The organism is Roseateles sp. PN1, assembly GCF_038419725.1.
Taxonomy (GTDB): Bacteria; Pseudomonadota; Gammaproteobacteria; order Burkholderiales; family Burkholderiaceae_C; genus Paucibacter_A.
In genome coordinates this window covers 103,212-119,368 of record NZ_JBCARA010000004.1, presented here as the reverse complement: position 1 = coordinate 119,368, position 16,157 = coordinate 103,212, and the positions used below count along the sequence as shown (strand labels likewise).

The 16,157-nt window shown below is 64.3% G+C and carries 13 protein-coding genes; 4 read left to right on the top strand and 9 right to left on the bottom strand.

Annotated elements, in window-relative coordinates; genetic code table 11:
• Positions 1-17: 17 nt before the first annotated feature.
• The 4 genes from AABB87_RS07770 to AABB87_RS07755 all read right to left on the bottom strand — a co-directional run bounded on the left by AABB87_RS07770 (position 18) and on the right by AABB87_RS07755 (position 5,287).
• Entirely contained in the window at positions 18-1,316 is a 1,299-nt protein-coding gene (locus AABB87_RS07770; RefSeq protein WP_341970712.1) for an ABC transporter ATP-binding protein, read from the bottom strand.
• A gap of 18 nt (positions 1,317-1,334) precedes the next feature.
• Positions 1,335-3,062 carry an ABC transporter permease gene (locus tag AABB87_RS07765; RefSeq protein WP_341970711.1) on the bottom strand — a complete coding sequence of 576 codons (1,728 nt, stop codon included), beginning with the start codon at positions 3,060-3,062 and terminating at the stop codon, positions 1,335-1,337.
• Between the two features lie 198 nt (positions 3,063-3,260).
• Positions 3,261-4,106, bottom strand: coding sequence for a LytR/AlgR family response regulator transcription factor (locus AABB87_RS07760; protein ID WP_341970710.1), 846 nt, complete (start codon positions 4,104-4,106; stop codon positions 3,261-3,263).
• Between the two features lie 65 nt (positions 4,107-4,171).
• Complete coding sequence (locus AABB87_RS07755; protein WP_341970709.1) at positions 4,172-5,287, bottom strand: sensor histidine kinase; 1,116 nt, start codon at positions 5,285-5,287, stop codon at positions 4,172-4,174.
• Between the two features lie 85 nt (positions 5,288-5,372).
• Between AABB87_RS07755 and argH the strand changes: the two genes are divergently transcribed.
• Both argH and AABB87_RS07745 read left to right on the top strand, forming a co-directional pair.
• Entirely contained in the window at positions 5,373-6,794 is a 1,422-nt protein-coding gene (argH, locus tag AABB87_RS07750; protein ID WP_341970708.1) for an argininosuccinate lyase, read from the top strand.
• Between the two features lie 133 nt (positions 6,795-6,927).
• Complete coding sequence (locus AABB87_RS07745) at positions 6,928-7,413, top strand: hemerythrin domain-containing protein (protein WP_341970707.1); 486 nt, start codon at positions 6,928-6,930, stop codon at positions 7,411-7,413.
• A 5-nt stretch (positions 7,414-7,418) separates the two neighbouring features.
• On the opposite strand, the gene AABB87_RS07740 is transcribed toward AABB87_RS07745, so the two are convergent.
• Positions 7,419-8,222: a hypothetical protein gene (locus tag AABB87_RS07740; protein ID WP_341970706.1), complete on the bottom strand. Its 804-nt coding sequence runs from the start codon at positions 8,220-8,222 to the stop codon at positions 7,419-7,421.
• Positions 8,223-8,730: 508 nt separating this feature from the next.
• Positions 8,731-10,128 carry a methyl-accepting chemotaxis protein gene (locus AABB87_RS07735; protein WP_341970705.1) on the bottom strand — a complete coding sequence of 466 codons (1,398 nt, stop codon included), beginning with the start codon at positions 10,126-10,128 and terminating at the stop codon, positions 8,731-8,733.
• Between the two features lie 206 nt (positions 10,129-10,334).
• Here AABB87_RS07735 and dinB point away from each other — a divergent pair, with 206 nt between their 5' ends.
• Positions 10,335-11,588: a DNA polymerase IV gene (gene dinB / locus AABB87_RS07730; protein WP_341970704.1), complete on the top strand. Its 1,254-nt coding sequence runs from the start codon at positions 10,335-10,337 to the stop codon at positions 11,586-11,588.
• 32 nt (positions 11,589-11,620) lie between these two features.
• Complete coding sequence (locus AABB87_RS07725) at positions 11,621-12,772, top strand: alpha-hydroxy acid oxidase (protein WP_341970703.1); 1,152 nt, start codon at positions 11,621-11,623, stop codon at positions 12,770-12,772.
• 57 nt (positions 12,773-12,829) lie between these two features.
• Here AABB87_RS07725 and AABB87_RS07720 read toward each other — a convergent pair whose 3' ends face one another.
• The 3 genes from AABB87_RS07720 to AABB87_RS07710 all read right to left on the bottom strand — a co-directional run bounded on the left by AABB87_RS07720 (position 12,830) and on the right by AABB87_RS07710 (position 16,140).
• Complete coding sequence (locus AABB87_RS07720; RefSeq protein WP_341970702.1) at positions 12,830-13,402, bottom strand: GNAT family N-acetyltransferase; 573 nt, start codon at positions 13,400-13,402, stop codon at positions 12,830-12,832.
• Between the two features lie 23 nt (positions 13,403-13,425).
• Positions 13,426-13,803: a VOC family protein gene (locus AABB87_RS07715; protein ID WP_341970701.1), complete on the bottom strand. Its 378-nt coding sequence runs from the start codon at positions 13,801-13,803 to the stop codon at positions 13,426-13,428.
• A gap of 138 nt (positions 13,804-13,941) precedes the next feature.
• The gene (locus AABB87_RS07710) at positions 13,942-16,140 is read right to left on the bottom strand and encodes a S46 family peptidase (RefSeq protein WP_341970700.1); all 2,199 of its coding nucleotides are present in this window, start codon (positions 16,138-16,140) and stop codon (positions 13,942-13,944) included.
• Positions 16,141-16,157: the final 17 nt, after the last annotated feature.

The following is a 16,157-nucleotide window of genomic DNA, read 5'->3' as shown; positions in this document are numbered from 1 at the left end:
CTCAAGCGATCAATCAGTCAGTCCTCACCCGACTCCGGCAAGTGAATCATGCCGGTGTGGTAGTTGTACTCGAACACCTCGCCGTAGCGCGCCCATTCAATGGCCACCTTGAGCACGCGCTCGGCTTCCTGCGCGTCCATGCTTTCCTGCAAAAGTTTGAGGAAGGGCTCTTCGCGCAGCTCGCCGTCGTCTTCTTGCTCCAGGCTGTGGCGAATGAAGGCGGCCAGGGGCACATGGGCCAGCAACTGCTGGCCGAAGATTTCGCGGCGAAACTCGTGCTCGCCGGCCACATAGCGCTGACCCAGAGGCGTAATGAGGATGTCGCCATGCTCCAGCGTGGCCAGCCCTAAGCGATGCAGCGCATCGGTGAGTGGCAGCAACTCGTCGTCGGTGAGCTCACTCTCCTCGGCCAGTTGCGGCAGGTCGGCGCGGCCCTTGAAACTGTCCTCGGACAACAGCTCCAGCAGGCTTTCCATGCGGCCCACATCGGCCTCGGGCAAGCGGTCGGACAAATGCGGGCGCAGGGCGTGGGCATGGCCCATGTCGGTGGGCGCGGCGCCCGCCGTCATCAGGCCGTAGACCTCGTCGATCAGGTCGCGAACTTCGGCGCTATCGGCATCCCGCGGATGCGGCAGGCGAATCGGCAACTCGGCGCGCACCCGGCCCGGGTTGCTGGAAAAAATCAGCACCCGGTCAGCCATCATCACCGCCTCTTCGATGTTGTGGGACACCACCAGCATGGCCTGCGTGGGCATTTCGCCGCCCACCCAGAGCTCCAGAATTTCATTGCGCAGGCGCTCGCCGGTCAGCACGTCCAGGGCCGAAAAGGCCTCGTCCATCAGCAGCACGGCGGGCTCCATCACCAAGGCGCGGGCCAGGCCCACGCGCTGGCGCATGCCGCCCGACAACTCGCGCGGCAAAGCGCCCTCAAAGCCGGCCAGGCCGATCATCTCGATGGCCGCCTCGGCGCGCTTGGCCCGCTCGGCCGGGCTGATGCCACGGGCCTCCAGGCCGAGCTCAACGTTTTGCTGCACCGTCAGCCAGGGAAAGAGCGCGAAGGACTGAAACACCATCGACACCCCCGCCACCGGGCCAAAGATGGGCTGCCCCTGGTAGCGCACATCACCGCCATCGGCCGCAATCAGGCCGGCCATGATGCGCAGCAGCGTTGATTTGCCCGAGCCGGACTGGCCCAGCAAGGCCACGATCTCGCCCTTTTCCAGCCGGAAGTCCACGCCTTCAAGCACCGAGCGCTGGCTGCCGTCCGAAGACTTGAAGCTCTTGGCGACGTTCTTCAGTTCAATCAGGGTACTCATCAATCACATCGCTCTCGATCAAAAATGCATACGGGCTTCGGCCAGGCGATATAGGCGTCGCCAGACCCAGTGGTTCAAGGCCATGACGAACACGCACATCACGCCAATGCCCAGGGCGATGCGGGGGAAGTCGCCGATCGCCGTCATGTGCTGGATATAGCTGCCCAAGCCCTGGGCCTGCAAATTGGTGTCGCCCCAGCTCACATACTCGGCCACGATGCTGGCGTTCCAGGAGCCGCCGCTGGCCGTGATGGCGCCGGTGACAAAGCTGGGGAAGACGGCCGGCAGCAAATAGCGCCGCCACAGTAACCAGCCCTTGAGGCCCAGATTCTTGGCCGCGTAGCGCAGCTCGGCAGGAATCGTCGACGCCCCCGCCACCACATTGAAGAGCAAATACCACTGCGTGCCCAGAATGATCAGGGGCGAGAGCCAGATGTCGGGATTGAGCTGCCACTTGACGATCAGAATCACCGCCACCGGGAAGACCAGATTCGAGGGGAAAGCCGCCAAAAACTGCGCCAATGCCTGCACCCGCCCGGCGATGCGAGGGTTCAGGCCAATCCACACGCCGATGGGCACCCAGATCAGCGAGGCCACGGCAATCAACACCAGCACCCGGCTCAGGGTGTAGAGGCCCAGTTTGAAGACATGGCCCACCTCCTGCCAACCCACCTCGCTGTGGATGAAGATTCCCAGCCGCCACACCGCAAACAGCACCAGCGCCGCCAGCACCGCGTCCCAGCCGCGCTCCCACAAGGGATTGACCGGTTTGACGCGGGCGCGGATGGAGCTGCCATCAAAGCGCCGGCGCGTGAGGCGAAAACTCGCCCCCAGCCAGCGCGCCGGGATCAGGCCGATGCGTTGAATCAAATCGGTGCGGCGCAGCCAGGTCAGCAACCAAGAGCTGGGCGCGTTCTCATTGCCCGATTCCTCAAAACGGAACTTGTCGGCCCAGGCCAGCAGCGGGCGGAAAAACAATTGGTCGTACAAGAGAATGCCGATCAGCATGGCCAGGATGGCATAGCCAATCGCCTGCAGATCGCTGGCCGCGATGGCCATGGCGATGTAGGAGCCCACGCCCGGCAGCTTGATGTCTTGATTGGCCACCGAGATGGCTTCGGAGGCCACGACGAAGAACCAGCCGCCGGACATGCTCATCATCATGTTCCACAGCAAGCCCGGCATGGCAAAAGGCAGCTCCAGGCGCCAAAAACGCTGCCAGCCGGAGAGCTGAAAGATGCGCGCCGCCTCCTGCAACTCGGCCGGCACGGTGCGCATGCTTTGGTACAGGCTGAAGGCCATATTCCAGGCCTGCGAGGTGAAGATGGCGAAGATGGCTGCGCACTCCACGCCCAGCAAGCTGCCCGGGAACAGGGCGATGAAGCCGGTCACGGTGATGGACAAAAAGCCCAGGATGGGAATCGACTGCAGGATGTCCAGCATGGGCACCAGCACTTTTTCCGCCGCCCGGTACTTGGCCGCCAGCGCCGCGAACACGCAGGCAAACACCACCGAGGCGGCCAGCGCCAGGAACATGCGCAAAGTGGTGCGCAGCAAGTAATAAGGCAGGTAAGCGGGATCCAGGCTGATCGGCAAGGCCTCGCCCACATGAAAGGGCTGAGCCATCTGCGAGCCCGCCAGCGCCAGCAAACTCAGCAGGGCCAGCACCAAGGGCAGCAAGGCCCAGTCCCAGCGGTTGCCGCTGGTCTCCACCACCTGGCGGGGGAAAAAACGCTTGTCAATCATGGCGGCCCGATCAGGAGGCATGCGCGGCGCAAAGGCTGCGCACAGGCAAAAAATCAGCTGCCGGATAGTAGCGGGGCCATGTGAAGAACTGTTGCCTAAGCCAAGCTCAGCTGAGGCCTTGCAAGGCCACGCACAACCGATGGGCCGAATGGGGCCAGATCGTGCTGCTTGGCCGACTCAGGCGAGCGGTGTTCGCGATCAATCCCCGCCTTGGCGGCTGGCCAGCGCTTCACGCACCGCGGCCACTTGGCGGCGCGACACGCTCAACCATTCATTCACCGTTGCCACCCGCAAGGCCCAGCCTTCGCTGGCTTCCGCGGCCTCGGCCGCATCCTTGTCCAGCGGCGACTCCAGCGTGGGCTGCGGGCCGCCGCGCAACAACTCGCGCACGGCCGACTTGGCCACCAAGGCATTGCGATGCACGCGCAAAAAGCGCCCTTCCGGGCCGCCGAAGCGAGACTCCAGCTCAGACAAGCTGCCGTCCATCACATAGCTCTGCGTGGCGGTGCGCAAGGTCAGGTATTTGAGGTCGGCCTTGAAGTACAGCACCTCGGCCAGGGGCACGCGGATCAGGCGGCCGCGCAAGGTGATGGTGATGAACTCGGCCGGCTCCAGTTCGTCCAAATCACCGCGCTGGCTGTGCGCCGCCGCGCGCTCCTCCAGGCGCTGAGCGACGCGCTGCAGCGCGGCCTGCAGGCGTTCACGGCGCACCGGCTTGGTCAGATAGTCCATCGCATCCAGCTCAAAACCGCGCAGCGCATATTCGGCATGGGCGGTGACGAAGACCACGGCCGGCTGGGCCGGATGGGCGGCCAGGGCTTCGGCCAGTTGCAGGCCATCGGCGCCGGGCATTTGGATGTCCAACAAGATCAGGTCGCACGCATGATCACGCAACCAGGACTGCGCTTGCGAGGCCGTGCCCGCCTCGGCCACCACCTGGGCGCGTGGCTCGGTGCAAGCCTCCAGCAAGCTGCGCAGGCGCAGGCGGGCCAGGGGCTCATCGTCAACCAGCAAGACGGACAGGTTTGCAGTGGCAGCAGTCATCGCGGAAAAGATTGCAAAAGCGTGCAGAAAAGGAGATTGGGTGAAAAACGTCGCCAGCCCTATTTTCAGCTCGGCAGCACGATGCGCACCGTGAAGCGGCCGGGCTCGGACGACAGCTCAAACCGGGCCGACACATCATGCATCAAGCGCAGGCGCTGGCGCACATTGCGCAGCGCCATGCCGTGGCCTTGCGTCTTCGCCGGCAGGCCCACAGTGTTGATGACGCGGATCTCCACCTCGCTGCCGCGCCGCAGGGTCTGCACCGTCACATCACCGCCCTGCTCATTGGGCTCCACGCCGTGGCGCACCGCATTTTCGACCAAGGGCTGCAAGAGCAAAGGCGGCACGCGCGCACCACGCGCTTGCGGATCGAGTTGCCAGCTGATGCGCAAGCGCTCGCCAAAGCGGGTCTGCTCAATGTGCAGATAGCGCCGCGCCAGCTCGATTTCTTCATCCAGGCTCACCGCCGTGCTGGCATCGGCCAGCGCCACCCGGAACAACTCACTCAAATCTTCCAGCAAGTCTTCGGCCTTGCTGGGGTCATGGCGCACCAGGGTGATGGCGCTGTTGAGGGTGTTGAACAAAAAATGTGGGCGAATGCGCGATTGCAGCTCCACCAGCTGCGCCAGGGCCGCGGCCGGGCGCTGCGCACGTTCCCGCAGTTTCAGCCAGGTCAGCAGCAGTGCCGCCATGGCGGCGCCCGCCAGCCCGACGCTGGCCAGGCGAAAGCCGCTGCTGGGCTCCAGATTGGCAATGGTCAACAAGCCCCAGCCCAGCCAGGCGCTGACGGCGCCCAACGCGCTGAGACTGAACCATTGCCAGGGCTCGGGCAAATGGGCCAGCACCCGCCGCGCCCCGCACACCACCAGCAGCCAAAGCAGAACCGCCGACATGGTCACCACCGAGGCGCTGGCCATCCAGCCGGCCCATTGCACAAAACCACTGGCCGCCTGTGCCAAGCCCAGGGCCAGCAAGCCCTGCACAGCCAACACGGCGCGCAGCACCAGGCCGACATGGCAGACATCAAAGGCGCGCTCGGGGTCGAACAGAGGCAGCACCGCCGCCTCGTCCGCCGGCTTCATGCTCGTCGTGGCGGGGAAACCGAGGATGCTGGTGAGGCTGGTGCTGTCGGGCCACTCCGATTCCGCCTCAGCTGGGCGCTTGGTTTTTTTGTCAGACATCGTGCCTCGTTAGAATTGCGAGCTTCCTGCCGGGATTGTGCGTCAGCACCGCCCGCGCCCTTTCCCTCCCCTTCAGCTCGCCACCATGACCGCTTCCGCCGACAAGCCCAGTGACAACCAACTCGCCAACAAGTCCCAAGCCTGGTCGGCCCTGTTTTCGGAACCCATGAGCGAGCTGGTCAAGCGCTACACCGCCAGCGTGTTTTTCGACAAGCGCTTGTGGGCCGCAGACATCCAAGGCAGCTTGGCGCACGCCGAGATGCTCTTGGCCCAAGGCATTCTGAATGCGGAGGACCATGCCGCCATCGAGTCCGGCATGGCGCAGATCAAGGGCGAAATCGCCGCCGGCCAGTTCGACTGGAAGCTGGACCTGGAGGACGTGCACCTCAATATCGAAGCCCGTCTGACCGAGTTGGTCGGCCTGCCGGCCAAGCGCCTGCACACCGGCCGCAGCCGCAATGACCAAGTGGCCACCGATGTGCGCCTGTGGTTGCGCAGCGAGATCGACGAGTTGCTGCAGCTCCTGAGCGCCTTGCAGCTGGCCCTGGTCGAGGTGGCTGAGAAAAACGTTGAGGTGATCCTGCCCGGCTTCACCCATTTGCAAGTGGCGCAGCCGGTGAGCTTCGGCCACCACCTGCTGGCCTATGTGGAAATGTTCGCCCGCGATGCCGAGCGCTTGGTGGACGCACGCCGCCGCGTCAACCGCCTGCCCCTGGGCGCAGCCGCGCTGGCCGGCACCAGCTACCCGCTGGACCGCGAGCGCGTGGCTCGCACACTAGGCATGGAAGGCGTCTGCCAAAACAGCCTGGACGCCGTCAGCGACCGCGATTTCGCGATTGAGTTCAGCGCCGCCGCCGCCCTGGTGATGGTGCACATCTCGCGCCTGTCCGAAGAGCTGATTCTGTGGATGAGCCAGAGCTTTGGTTTCATCGACCTGGCCGACCGTTTCTGCACCGGCTCCTCCATCATGCCGCAGAAGAAAAACCCCGATGTGCCCGAGCTGGCGCGAGGCAAGACCGGCCGCGTGGTCGGCCACCTGATGGGCTTGATCACCCTGATGAAGGGCCAGCCCCTGGCCTACAACAAGGACAACCAGGAAGACAAGGAGCCGCTGTTCGACACGGTGGACACCTTGAAAGACACGTTGCGCATCTTTGCCGAAATGGCCGCTGGCATCACCGTCAAGCCCGAAGCGATGGAGCGCGCAGCCTTGAAGGGTTATGCCACCGCCACCGACCTGGCCGACTATTTGGTCAAGAAGGGCCTGGCCTTCCGTGACGCGCATGAGATCGTGGCCCACGCGGTGAAGACCGCCATCGCCCGCGGCCTGGACCTGAGCGCCCTGCCCCTGGACGAACTGCAGAAGTTTGATGCGCGCATTGGCGAGGATGTGTTCGAAGTGCTGAGCCTGCGCGGCTCGCTGAACGCCCGCAACATCCTGGGTGGCACCGCGCCCGCCCAGGTGCGCGCCCAAGTCGCGCGCCACCGCGCCCGCCTGGCCGGCTAAACACGCGACCGTTTCGTTTAGGCTTGAGCCGGGGTACACGCCCAGGCTTGGGCCTAGTCGCCCTCTTGTCCGCCCTCTTGTCTTGATCCAGCGCAAGCGCCAAACCTCGCCGCCTGCGCTAAGCTGCCCGACCATGAGTACCCTCACCTGGACCGACGACCTGGCTCTGCAGCATCCGCAGATTGACCAGACCCATCAAGAATTCGTGGAACTGCTGAACCGCTGGGGTGACGCGGTGAGCACTGGCGATGAGGCAAGGATCTTGCCGCTCTACCAAGAGCTGCTCGCCCATACCGAGGCCCATTTCGGCATGGAAGAAGGCTGGATGGCCGCCACCGGCTTCGCCCCCGACAACTGCCACACCAAGCAACACACGATGGTGCTGGATGTGATGCGCCAAGTGCTGGTGCATGCCCAGGCGCATGGCGACTTCGAGCCCATGGGCAATCTCGTGCCAGAACTGGTCAAGTGGTTCCCTGCCCACGCCGAGATGATGGACGCGGCGCTGATTTTCCACATGAATCAAGTTGGCTTTGACGCGGCCACCGGCCAGCTCGCCAAGCCACTGGCCTCCGAAGCGACAAGCATCAGCTCTTGCGGCAGCAATAGCTGCGGCTGAAGCAATCAAGGCCGGCCGCTGGCCGGGTTTCTGTAGGGGCGCAAGCCCTCGGGATAGGCCAGTGATTCAATCACCGGCCGCCACTCAGGGTCGACGCGCAACTCAAGCACGCAACGCCGCAAAAAGGCATTCAACTCGACTTGAGAGCGGTCGCTCATCAAACGGCGCTCCACCGTGAGGCGCGGCTTGGCGGCGACGTAAAGCCAGCTGTCTAGGTCAGGAATTTGCTCGCGGAAATAGGGCAGCGCTGCGGCCTGCACAAAAGTCACATCGATGCGGCCGAGTTGCAGCTTGCGCAGATTGGCTTCGCCGCCAACCCCGTCCTCGCGGCGGATCCGACCTACGGCGATGGCAGCGTCCATATCCGGCAATTGCCGGCCCCGAATGGCGCCGAACACCAGGCCGTCAAATGAGCTGACATCAACAAAGTCCACCGGCTTGTCGCGCCGGGACACGACCCAGACCGCGTCGCGCAAGAGCGGCTCGCTCCACCAGTACTTCTGCATCGTCGGGTCGAGCATAAAGTCTGGCCCCACCCAGGCCACCACGCCCAACCAGCCCGGGCGTGACAGCACATCCCGGTCCAGGCGCGCGCGCGGGATGTCTTTCGCCACAAACTGGTAGCGGCCACCAGACTTACGGCTCAGCCAGCCGGCCAGCTTGTGGCTCAGATTGCCGGCCAAGGCGGGGCTGTATGGCGGGTCGGTGTAATAGCTGTAGAGCGGCACCAACTGGGCCGCTGCCGCAGCCTGCGCCATCAGCACGCCCGGCCAGAGAGCCGCCAGCGCCATGGTCAATTGAAGGCCCATGCGGCGGCGGCCGCAACATTGAGCGCTACCTGAGCGCAAGCCCCAAGTCTTGGCCATGGTTCTGTCAGTTCCTATCCAGCGGGGTACGACGAGGCAGCATAGCAACTCGAACCTTGCGGCGAGCAATAAAGCCATTTGGCAGCAGCGGGCTCTGATCATGCCCATGGTCGCTACGAACGCGACGCAGCAATGCGCAAAAAAGAAAAGTCGAGCTCACAGCCCATTCAGGCTTGCGACAGCTCGACTTGCCTACCCTTCGCTTGCAGCGGTGATGCCCGATTGATTGGACAAGACCGCCAGCCTCCAAACTAACAAACTCTCCGTCCGCTGGGCGCCAGTCAGTTCAGAGCCGACTGTTGCGCCTCGCTTGCGTGATGCCGCCGGGCTTGAGGCCCAGTCTTGCTACGCAGCCCTCGTTGGCTTGGCACGAGCTTATAGCCACGTCCGCTTTCGCGCCACCTGTCAAACCTGACAGATGACGTAAGGGCAGCTCGCCGGCAGCCTGCCTTCAGTGCCTGGCCATCTTGAAAGCCGACACGGCCTCGCCCAGCACTGCAGCATGGTCGCGCAGGCTTTGCGCGGCGGCGGCAGACTCCTCCACCAGCGCGGCGTTCTGTTGCGTCATCTGATCCAACTCATTGACCGAGGCGGTGACTTGGACGATGCCTTGGCTCTGCTCGGCGGCCGAGGTGGAGATCTCGCCGATGATGTCACTGACCTGCTTCACCGAGGCGACGATATCGCCCATGGTCTGGCCGGCATCGTTGACCAGGCGCGAGCCGTCTTCCACCCGCGCCATGCTGTTACCGATCAAGCCCTTGATTTCACGGGCGGCCTCGGCGCTGCGCTGCGCCAGGCTGCGCACCTCGCCGGCCACCACCGCAAAGCCTCGCCCTTGCTCGCCGGCACGGGCTGCTTCAACGGCGGCATTCAGGGCCAAGATATTGGTCTGGAAGGCAATGCCGTCGATGACGCCAATGATGTCGCCGATCTTGCGCGAGCTGGTATTGATGTCGTCCATGGTGCTGACCACCTGGCTCACCACATCGCCGCCACGTTGCGCCACCGCGGCCGCTGAATGGGCCAACTGACTCGCGGTGCGAGCCGATTCTGCGCTCTGGCTGACCGTGCGTGTCAGCTGCTCCATGGAACTAGCAGCGCGCTGCAGATTGCTGGCGGCTTGCTCCGTTCGGGTGGAAAGGTCCAGGCTGCCGGAGGCGATTTCATCGGCCGCGGTGCGGATCGAATCGGTGCTGCCGCGCACCGAGGCCATGGCATCTTCAACCGCGCCGAGTGCGTCCAACATGCGCAGCGTCGTCGGTGCCTTGCTTTGCGTCTGGATGGCGGCAAAGTCCACCTTGCCGTCTTCGGTGCGCAGGCGCTGGGCAATCGTGTTGAGCTCCTCGCCGACCGCAAAGTCACGCCGCGCACCGGCGGCCAGCACCAGCAGCACGCCAGACTCGGCGACCACAAAGGCGGCGTGCTCCAGCACGATGCCCAAGCCCGGCTTGGTGAAGCAGATCGGGCCCCAAGCCCATTGCTGGAAATAGTTGAAGCTCAGGTGATGCAAGGCGACCGTCACCGCTGCCACCAAAATCGGCACCGGGCTTCGGTAGACGGCCGTGACAGCCAGAAAGGCGAAGACGCTGAAGTGCGCCTCAGTGCGCCCCGCCGCCACCTGTATCATCAAGGCCACCATGGCCATGCCCAGGAAGGGCAAGCCCAGCTGGGAGCCAGTCCCGCCGCCGGACATCCAGGCGATAGCCACCGAAACCGCCATCAGCAGCAAACCTATGCCCAAGGCCAGGCCAAAATTGCCGTAGGCTGCCCCATAGCCCAGGCAACCCAGTAGCAGCAGCAAGATGGCACTCAGCAGGACGCGATCATTGGTTCGTATGGCATTCATTCGTAGGGCTCCAGAAAAGACTGCTCTTTGCACATCAAGAACAGCTGACGCACGCGTGCACGCACGCAAGGGTTACATGCGAGTTTCGGCGGCCAAGCAAGAGCAAGAGCCGTGAAGAAACCCCGGTTTTACCGATTTGTTCGAGGCCACGCGGGTCTGAGGAAGGCTGCGGCCCGCGCGGAATTGCCGCGCGACAATGGATGTCGATGAGCAGCCCGCCCCTCTCAAAACCTGACGGCCCAGCCCCTCTGCCCGAGCGCCTGATCGCGCATCTGGACATGGACGCCTTCTACGCCTCGGTGGAGTTGCTGCGCTACCCCGAGCTCAAAGGCCAGGCGGTGGTGATTGGCGGGCGCCGCGCCCATGCCCCAGTGGATCTGCCCGACGGCACACGCCGCTATGCCCGCTTGCGCGACTACACCGGCCGCGGCGTCGTCACCACCAGCACCTATGCGGCGCGTGACCTGGGCGTTTTCTCCGGCATGGGCTTGATGAAAGCGGCCCTGCGCGCGCCCGACGCCATCCTCTTGCCGACCGACTTTGATGCCTACCGCCACTACTCGCGCCTGTTCAAACAGGCCGTGGCCGAGGTGGCGCCGGTGATTGAAGACAGGGGGATTGACGAGATTTACATCGACCTCAGCGAAGTGGCCGGCGTGCGCGAGGCCGTGGGTCACGACCCGCAAGGCGGCCTGCGCGCGGTGGCGCGTGAAATCAAAAATTCAGTGCTGCGCGCCACCGGGCTGACCTGCTCGATCGGCATCACGCCCAATAAGCTGCTGTCCAAAATCGCGTCCGAGATGGACAAGCCCGATGGCATCACGCTTTTGATGGCGGATGAAATCGAGGCCCGCATCTGGCCGCTGGGCGTGCGCAAGGTCAATGGCATCGGCCCCAAGGCGGGCGCCAAGCTGCTGGCCCTGGGACTGGAGACGGTGGGCGATGTGGCGGCCGCCGCGCCTGCGCTGCTGATCGAGCATTTCGGCAAGAGCTTTGGCGCCTGGCTGCATGAGGCCTCGCACGGGCGCGACCAACGCGCGGTGGTCACCCACAGCGAGCCGGTCAGCATCAGCCGTGAAACCACCTTCGAGCGTGACCTCCACGCCGTGCACGACCGGGCCGAACTGGGCGCCATCTTCACCCGCTTGTGTGAGCAGTTAGCGTCTGACCTGACGCGCAAGAACTACCTCGGCCGCACCGTCGGCATCAAGCTGCGCTTTGAAGGTTTTCACACCGTCACCCGTGACCTCACGCTGGATGCCCCCACCCAGGACGCCCAAGCCATACGCCGTGCCGCCGGTGCCTGCCTCAAGCGCGTGCCGCTGGACAAGCGCATACGCTTGCTCGGCGTGCGCATGGGCAGCTTGAGCCGCCCCGGGGAAGCCCTGAGCCGCAAACGCGGCAAACTGGTCGCTGCGGGGCTTAGCATCCCAGTGGCCGAGAATCTCAGCTTGTTTTAACCGCGGCCCCAACGCTAAAAAACCCACGCCCCATGCCCACCATCACCTGCATCGAAGACCTGCGCGCCTTGGCCGAAAAGCGCGTGCCCCGCATGTTCTACGACTACGCCGATTCCGGCAGCTGGACCGAAGGCACTTACCGCGCCAATAGCTCGGACTTCGCGCCAATCCAGTTCCGCCAGCGGGTCGCCGTGAACATGGAAAACCGCAGCCTGGCCACGCAGATGGTGGGCGTGGACACCAAGATGCCGGTGGCCATTGCGCCCACCGGCTTGACCGGCATGCAGCATGCGGACGGTGAGATGCTGGCGGCGATGGCGGCCAAGAAGTTCGGCATCCCCTTCACGCTCTCGACCATGAGCATCTGCTCGATCGAGGACATTGCCGCCCACACCCAAGCCCCTTTTTGGTTCCAGCTCTACATGATGCGCGACCGTGACGCCATGGTGCGCATGATCGAACGCGCCCGCGCCGCACGTTGCAGCGCCCTGGTGCTGACGCTGGATTTGCAAGTGATCGGCCAGCGCCACAAAGACCTGAAAAACGGCCTCAGCGCGCCGCCGCGCCCGACCCTGCGCAACATCCTCAACCTGCTGACCAAGCCCCGCTGGTGCCTGGGCATGGCGGGCACGCGCCGCCACACTTTTGGCAATCTGGTCGGCCATGTCAAAGGCGTCAGCGATATGAGTTCGCTGGCGGCCTGGACCAATGAGCAGTTCGACCCGCGCCTGAGCTGGGCCGATGTGGAGTGGGTCAAAAAGCAATGGGGCGGCAAGCTCATCCTCAAGGGCATCATGGATGTGGAGGATGCCCGGCTGGCGGCGCAAAGCGGCGCCGATGCCATCATCGTCAGCAACCATGGCGGCCGGCAGCTGGACGGTGCTGAGTCCAGCATCCATGCCCTGCCCCGCATCGTGGCGGCCGTGGGCGATCAGATCGAAGTGCATATGGACAGCGGCATCCGCAGCGGCCAGGACGTGCTCAAGGCCTGGGCCCTGGGTGCCCGCGGCACTTACATCGGCCGCGCTTTTCTCTACGGCCTGGGCGCCATGGGTGAAGCCGGCGTGACCAAGGCGCTGGAGATCATCCACAAGGAATTGGACGTCAGCATGGCGTTTTGCGGCCACACGCAGATTCAATCCGTCGGGCGCGATATCTTGGTGCCGGGCAGCTTCAAGCTCTGAGAGCGGGCGGGCAGCAAAGCTCAGCCCGCCACGGCCGCCTCGGCTGCCACTCCCGATTCAAGGCGCCGGCTGGCTGGGCGCCTCGTAGGCATAAAGCATCAACTCGCGGGCGCCCTCGGCGCTATCGCCCAGCGGGTGGGGCATGGTTTTCTCATAGCGCAGCCCCAGCTTTTCCAGCAGCTTGATCGAGCTTTGATTGCCCGGGCGCACGGTGGCGAGCACGCGCCGCAAGCCTAGCCGCGTGCGCGCCAGGTCCAGCACCGCCGCGGCGGCCTCGAAGGCATAGCCCTGGCCCCAGAACTCGGGCAAAAAGGCAAAGCCGATGTCCACATCCTCCAGATAGGGCCGCTGGGCCAGGCCGCAAATACCGACCGGGGCGACCGGGCCGACCGGTCCCGCCTGGTCATTGAGCTCCACGACGTAAAAGCCAAAGCCCAGGCGGCTCACCATCTCCACTGGGCCGTTCAAGATATAGCGCTGCGCATCGGCCAAGGTCTTGACGCCACGGTCGCCGATGAAGCGCAGCCATGAGGGCTCATTCAGCAGGCGCAGCATGAAGGCGGCGTCGTCCACCGTCATGTGGCGCAAGCGCAGGCGCTCGGTCGTCAGAACGATCACGGCCTCAGTCATCAGCGGGGGAACTTGCGGGCCGCTCATTCGGTCGGCAAATGACAGACAGCCTCGACGTTATGCCCGTCCGGCCCGATCACGAAGGCGCCGTAATAGTGCGGGTGATAAATCTCCCGGATGCCGGGCGCGCCATTGTCTTTGGCGCCGGCTTGCAAGGCGGCCTCGTAAAAAGCCCGCACCTGGGCGCGGTTCTCCGCTGCAAAAGCGATGTGCTGGGGCGCGGCCACCGCGCCGCTCTCTCCATGGCCAAACCAGAACTGCGGCCGGCCAGCGCGGCCAAATCCCGCCCAGCCCTTCACTTCCAGCACCAGGCTGATGTTCAGCGGCGCCAAGGCTTGGGCAAAGAACTGCTTGGCGGCGGCATAGTCGCTGACGGGAATACCAATGTGGTCAAGAATCATGTGCGGCGGTCCTGACGCAGGAAAAAAGGACAAAGAAAAAAGGGCTGCCTGCATTGTGCAAACAGCCCACTCTTGAGCAAACCCCTACAAGCTGGGGTCAGGCAGTTCGCGAAGCTTGATCCGCGCTGCCTTGCTGGCTTACTTCACACCCATTTCGCCCAGCAGGCGCTGGGCCTTGTCGACCACCTTCATCTGCCACAGCATGTAGCGGGCATCCAGGCAGATGCTGCGCGACTTCTTGGCGTCGAAGTCCCAGCTGTCGATGACGCTGTCCAGCGTGCCGTCGAACAGCAGGCCAACCAGCTCGGCGCGGTCATTCAAGACCGGCGAGCCGGAGTTGCCACCGGTGGTGTCCAGCGTGGCCAGGAAGTTGACCGGCACTGAGTCCAGCGCCGCGACGCCGTAGTTGTCAAACTTGCGTGCTTGAATAGCGGCCAGCTGTTCGGCCGGCGCATTGAACTCGCCCTCGCCCTTGTGCTTGGCGGGAATGCCGCGCAAGGTGGTGAAGGCATGCCAATCGCCACCGTCCACCGCGCCCTTGCGGCCCTCGACCTTGCCGAAAGCCACGCGCAGCGTGCTGTTGGCGTCGGGGTAAACGGCTTCGCCCTTGCTGGCCTTGAAGGCGATCAGGGCCTTCATGGTGCTGCCGTAAGCTTGGTTGATCTGGCCAGCGATTTCCTTGTCGCGGTTTTCGCGCGCTTCGTCATCGGCATGCAGGGCCACGGCGGCCTTGATGAAGGCGTCGTCGCTGGCTTTGAAGCCGGCCACATCGCTCTTCAACCAAGCCATGCGCTCGGCCTTGTTGGCCAGCTTGCTACCGGCGTAAACCACAGCCAGGCGGGCCTTGACGGCGGCCTCATCCATGCCGGCTTGCAGGCCCAGGGCGGCCAGCATCGGCGCGTTCAATTGCGCAGCGGGCTGGGCCAGGTACTTGGCCAGGAAGTGGGCGGTCAAACGCTTGTCGACTTGCTCGTCGTAACGCTTGTCCAGCGCCTCCATGCCTTGGCTCAGGCGGCGCTGGTCGCGGGCTTGGAAACCGGGCTTGCGCTCAGCATCGGCCTTGGCTTGCTGGTGGGCGTTTTCCAGCAGGGTGCGGGCGGTGCCCAGCAGACGCGGGGCGCTCAGGTCCAGCAAGATCTCAGCACGGGCAATGGCTTGGCGTTGGGCCAGCAGGCTTTCCACCTTGGCGATATCGGCGCCGTAGAGCTTGTTGCGGCCGGCGTCGGCGCTGATCCACTGCTTCAACTCGGCAAAAGCCTGGCTCTTGCGGGCCAGGATGTCGCTGCCCTCGTAGCTGGCTTGCTGGCCTTGCAGGTTCTTGAAGTAATTGCCCAGGCCGGCCACGCGGTCGGCCATGGCGATTTCGGCTTCGCGGCGACCGGCGGTTTCCTGCTTGATCAGGGCCAGCTGCTCACCCATCAGCTTGATGCGAGTGGGCTGCTCCCAGCCGAAGGCGAAGTCCACCTCGGCAGGCAGGCGGTGGCGGTTGGTGCGGCCGGGGTAGCCGGTGACCATGACGAAGTCGCCTTCATTCAGCGGCTTGGAGGCCAGCTTAAGGAAATGCTTGGACTCGTAGGGCTTGTTGGCGGCGTTGAAATCAGCCGGCTTGCCGTCCGGGCCCACATAGGCACGGTAGAAGCTGTAGTCGCCGGTGTGGCGTGGCCACATCCAGTTGTCGGTGTCGCCACCGAACAGGCCCACGCCCAGTGCAGGCGCATGCACCAGGCGCACGTCGCGGATTTCCATCTGCTTGATCAGCTGGTACTGCAGGCCGCCGTAGAAGCTGGCGACTTGGCAGCGATGGCCGGCGTCTTGCTCGCAAGCCGCGGTCAAGGACTTCTGCTTGGCTTCGATGGCATCAACGCGGGCCTTGCCGCTCAAACCTTGCGTCTTGGCGTCCAGCACCTTGTCGCTGACATCGCTGACGGCCACGGTCACATAGACACGGCTGCCAGGCGCGGCCGGCAGCTCATCGCTCAGGGACGCGGCCAGGAAACCGTTCTTCAGCAGGTCTCGCTGGGGCGTTGAGTTGTACTGGATGCTGCCGTAGGCGCAGTGGTGGTTCGTCACCACCAGGCCTTGCGGCGACACAAAGGAAGCGGTGCAGCCACCCAGGCTGATCACGGCGCCCATGGGGAACTCGGTCAGCTGGGTCAGCTTGGCCGGGTCCAGTTGCAGGCCGGCGGCCTTCAGATCTTTAGAGATTTGGGGCAATTGCTGGGGCATCCACATGCCCTCACCCGCTTGTGCGGAGGCCACCAGACCCAAGCTCAGGGCCAGGCTCTGGGCTAGCACAGCGCCGCCAGGCAAACCGTAGGAATTCTTCTTTTGTTTCATGCGCGTTGTGTTTCTCA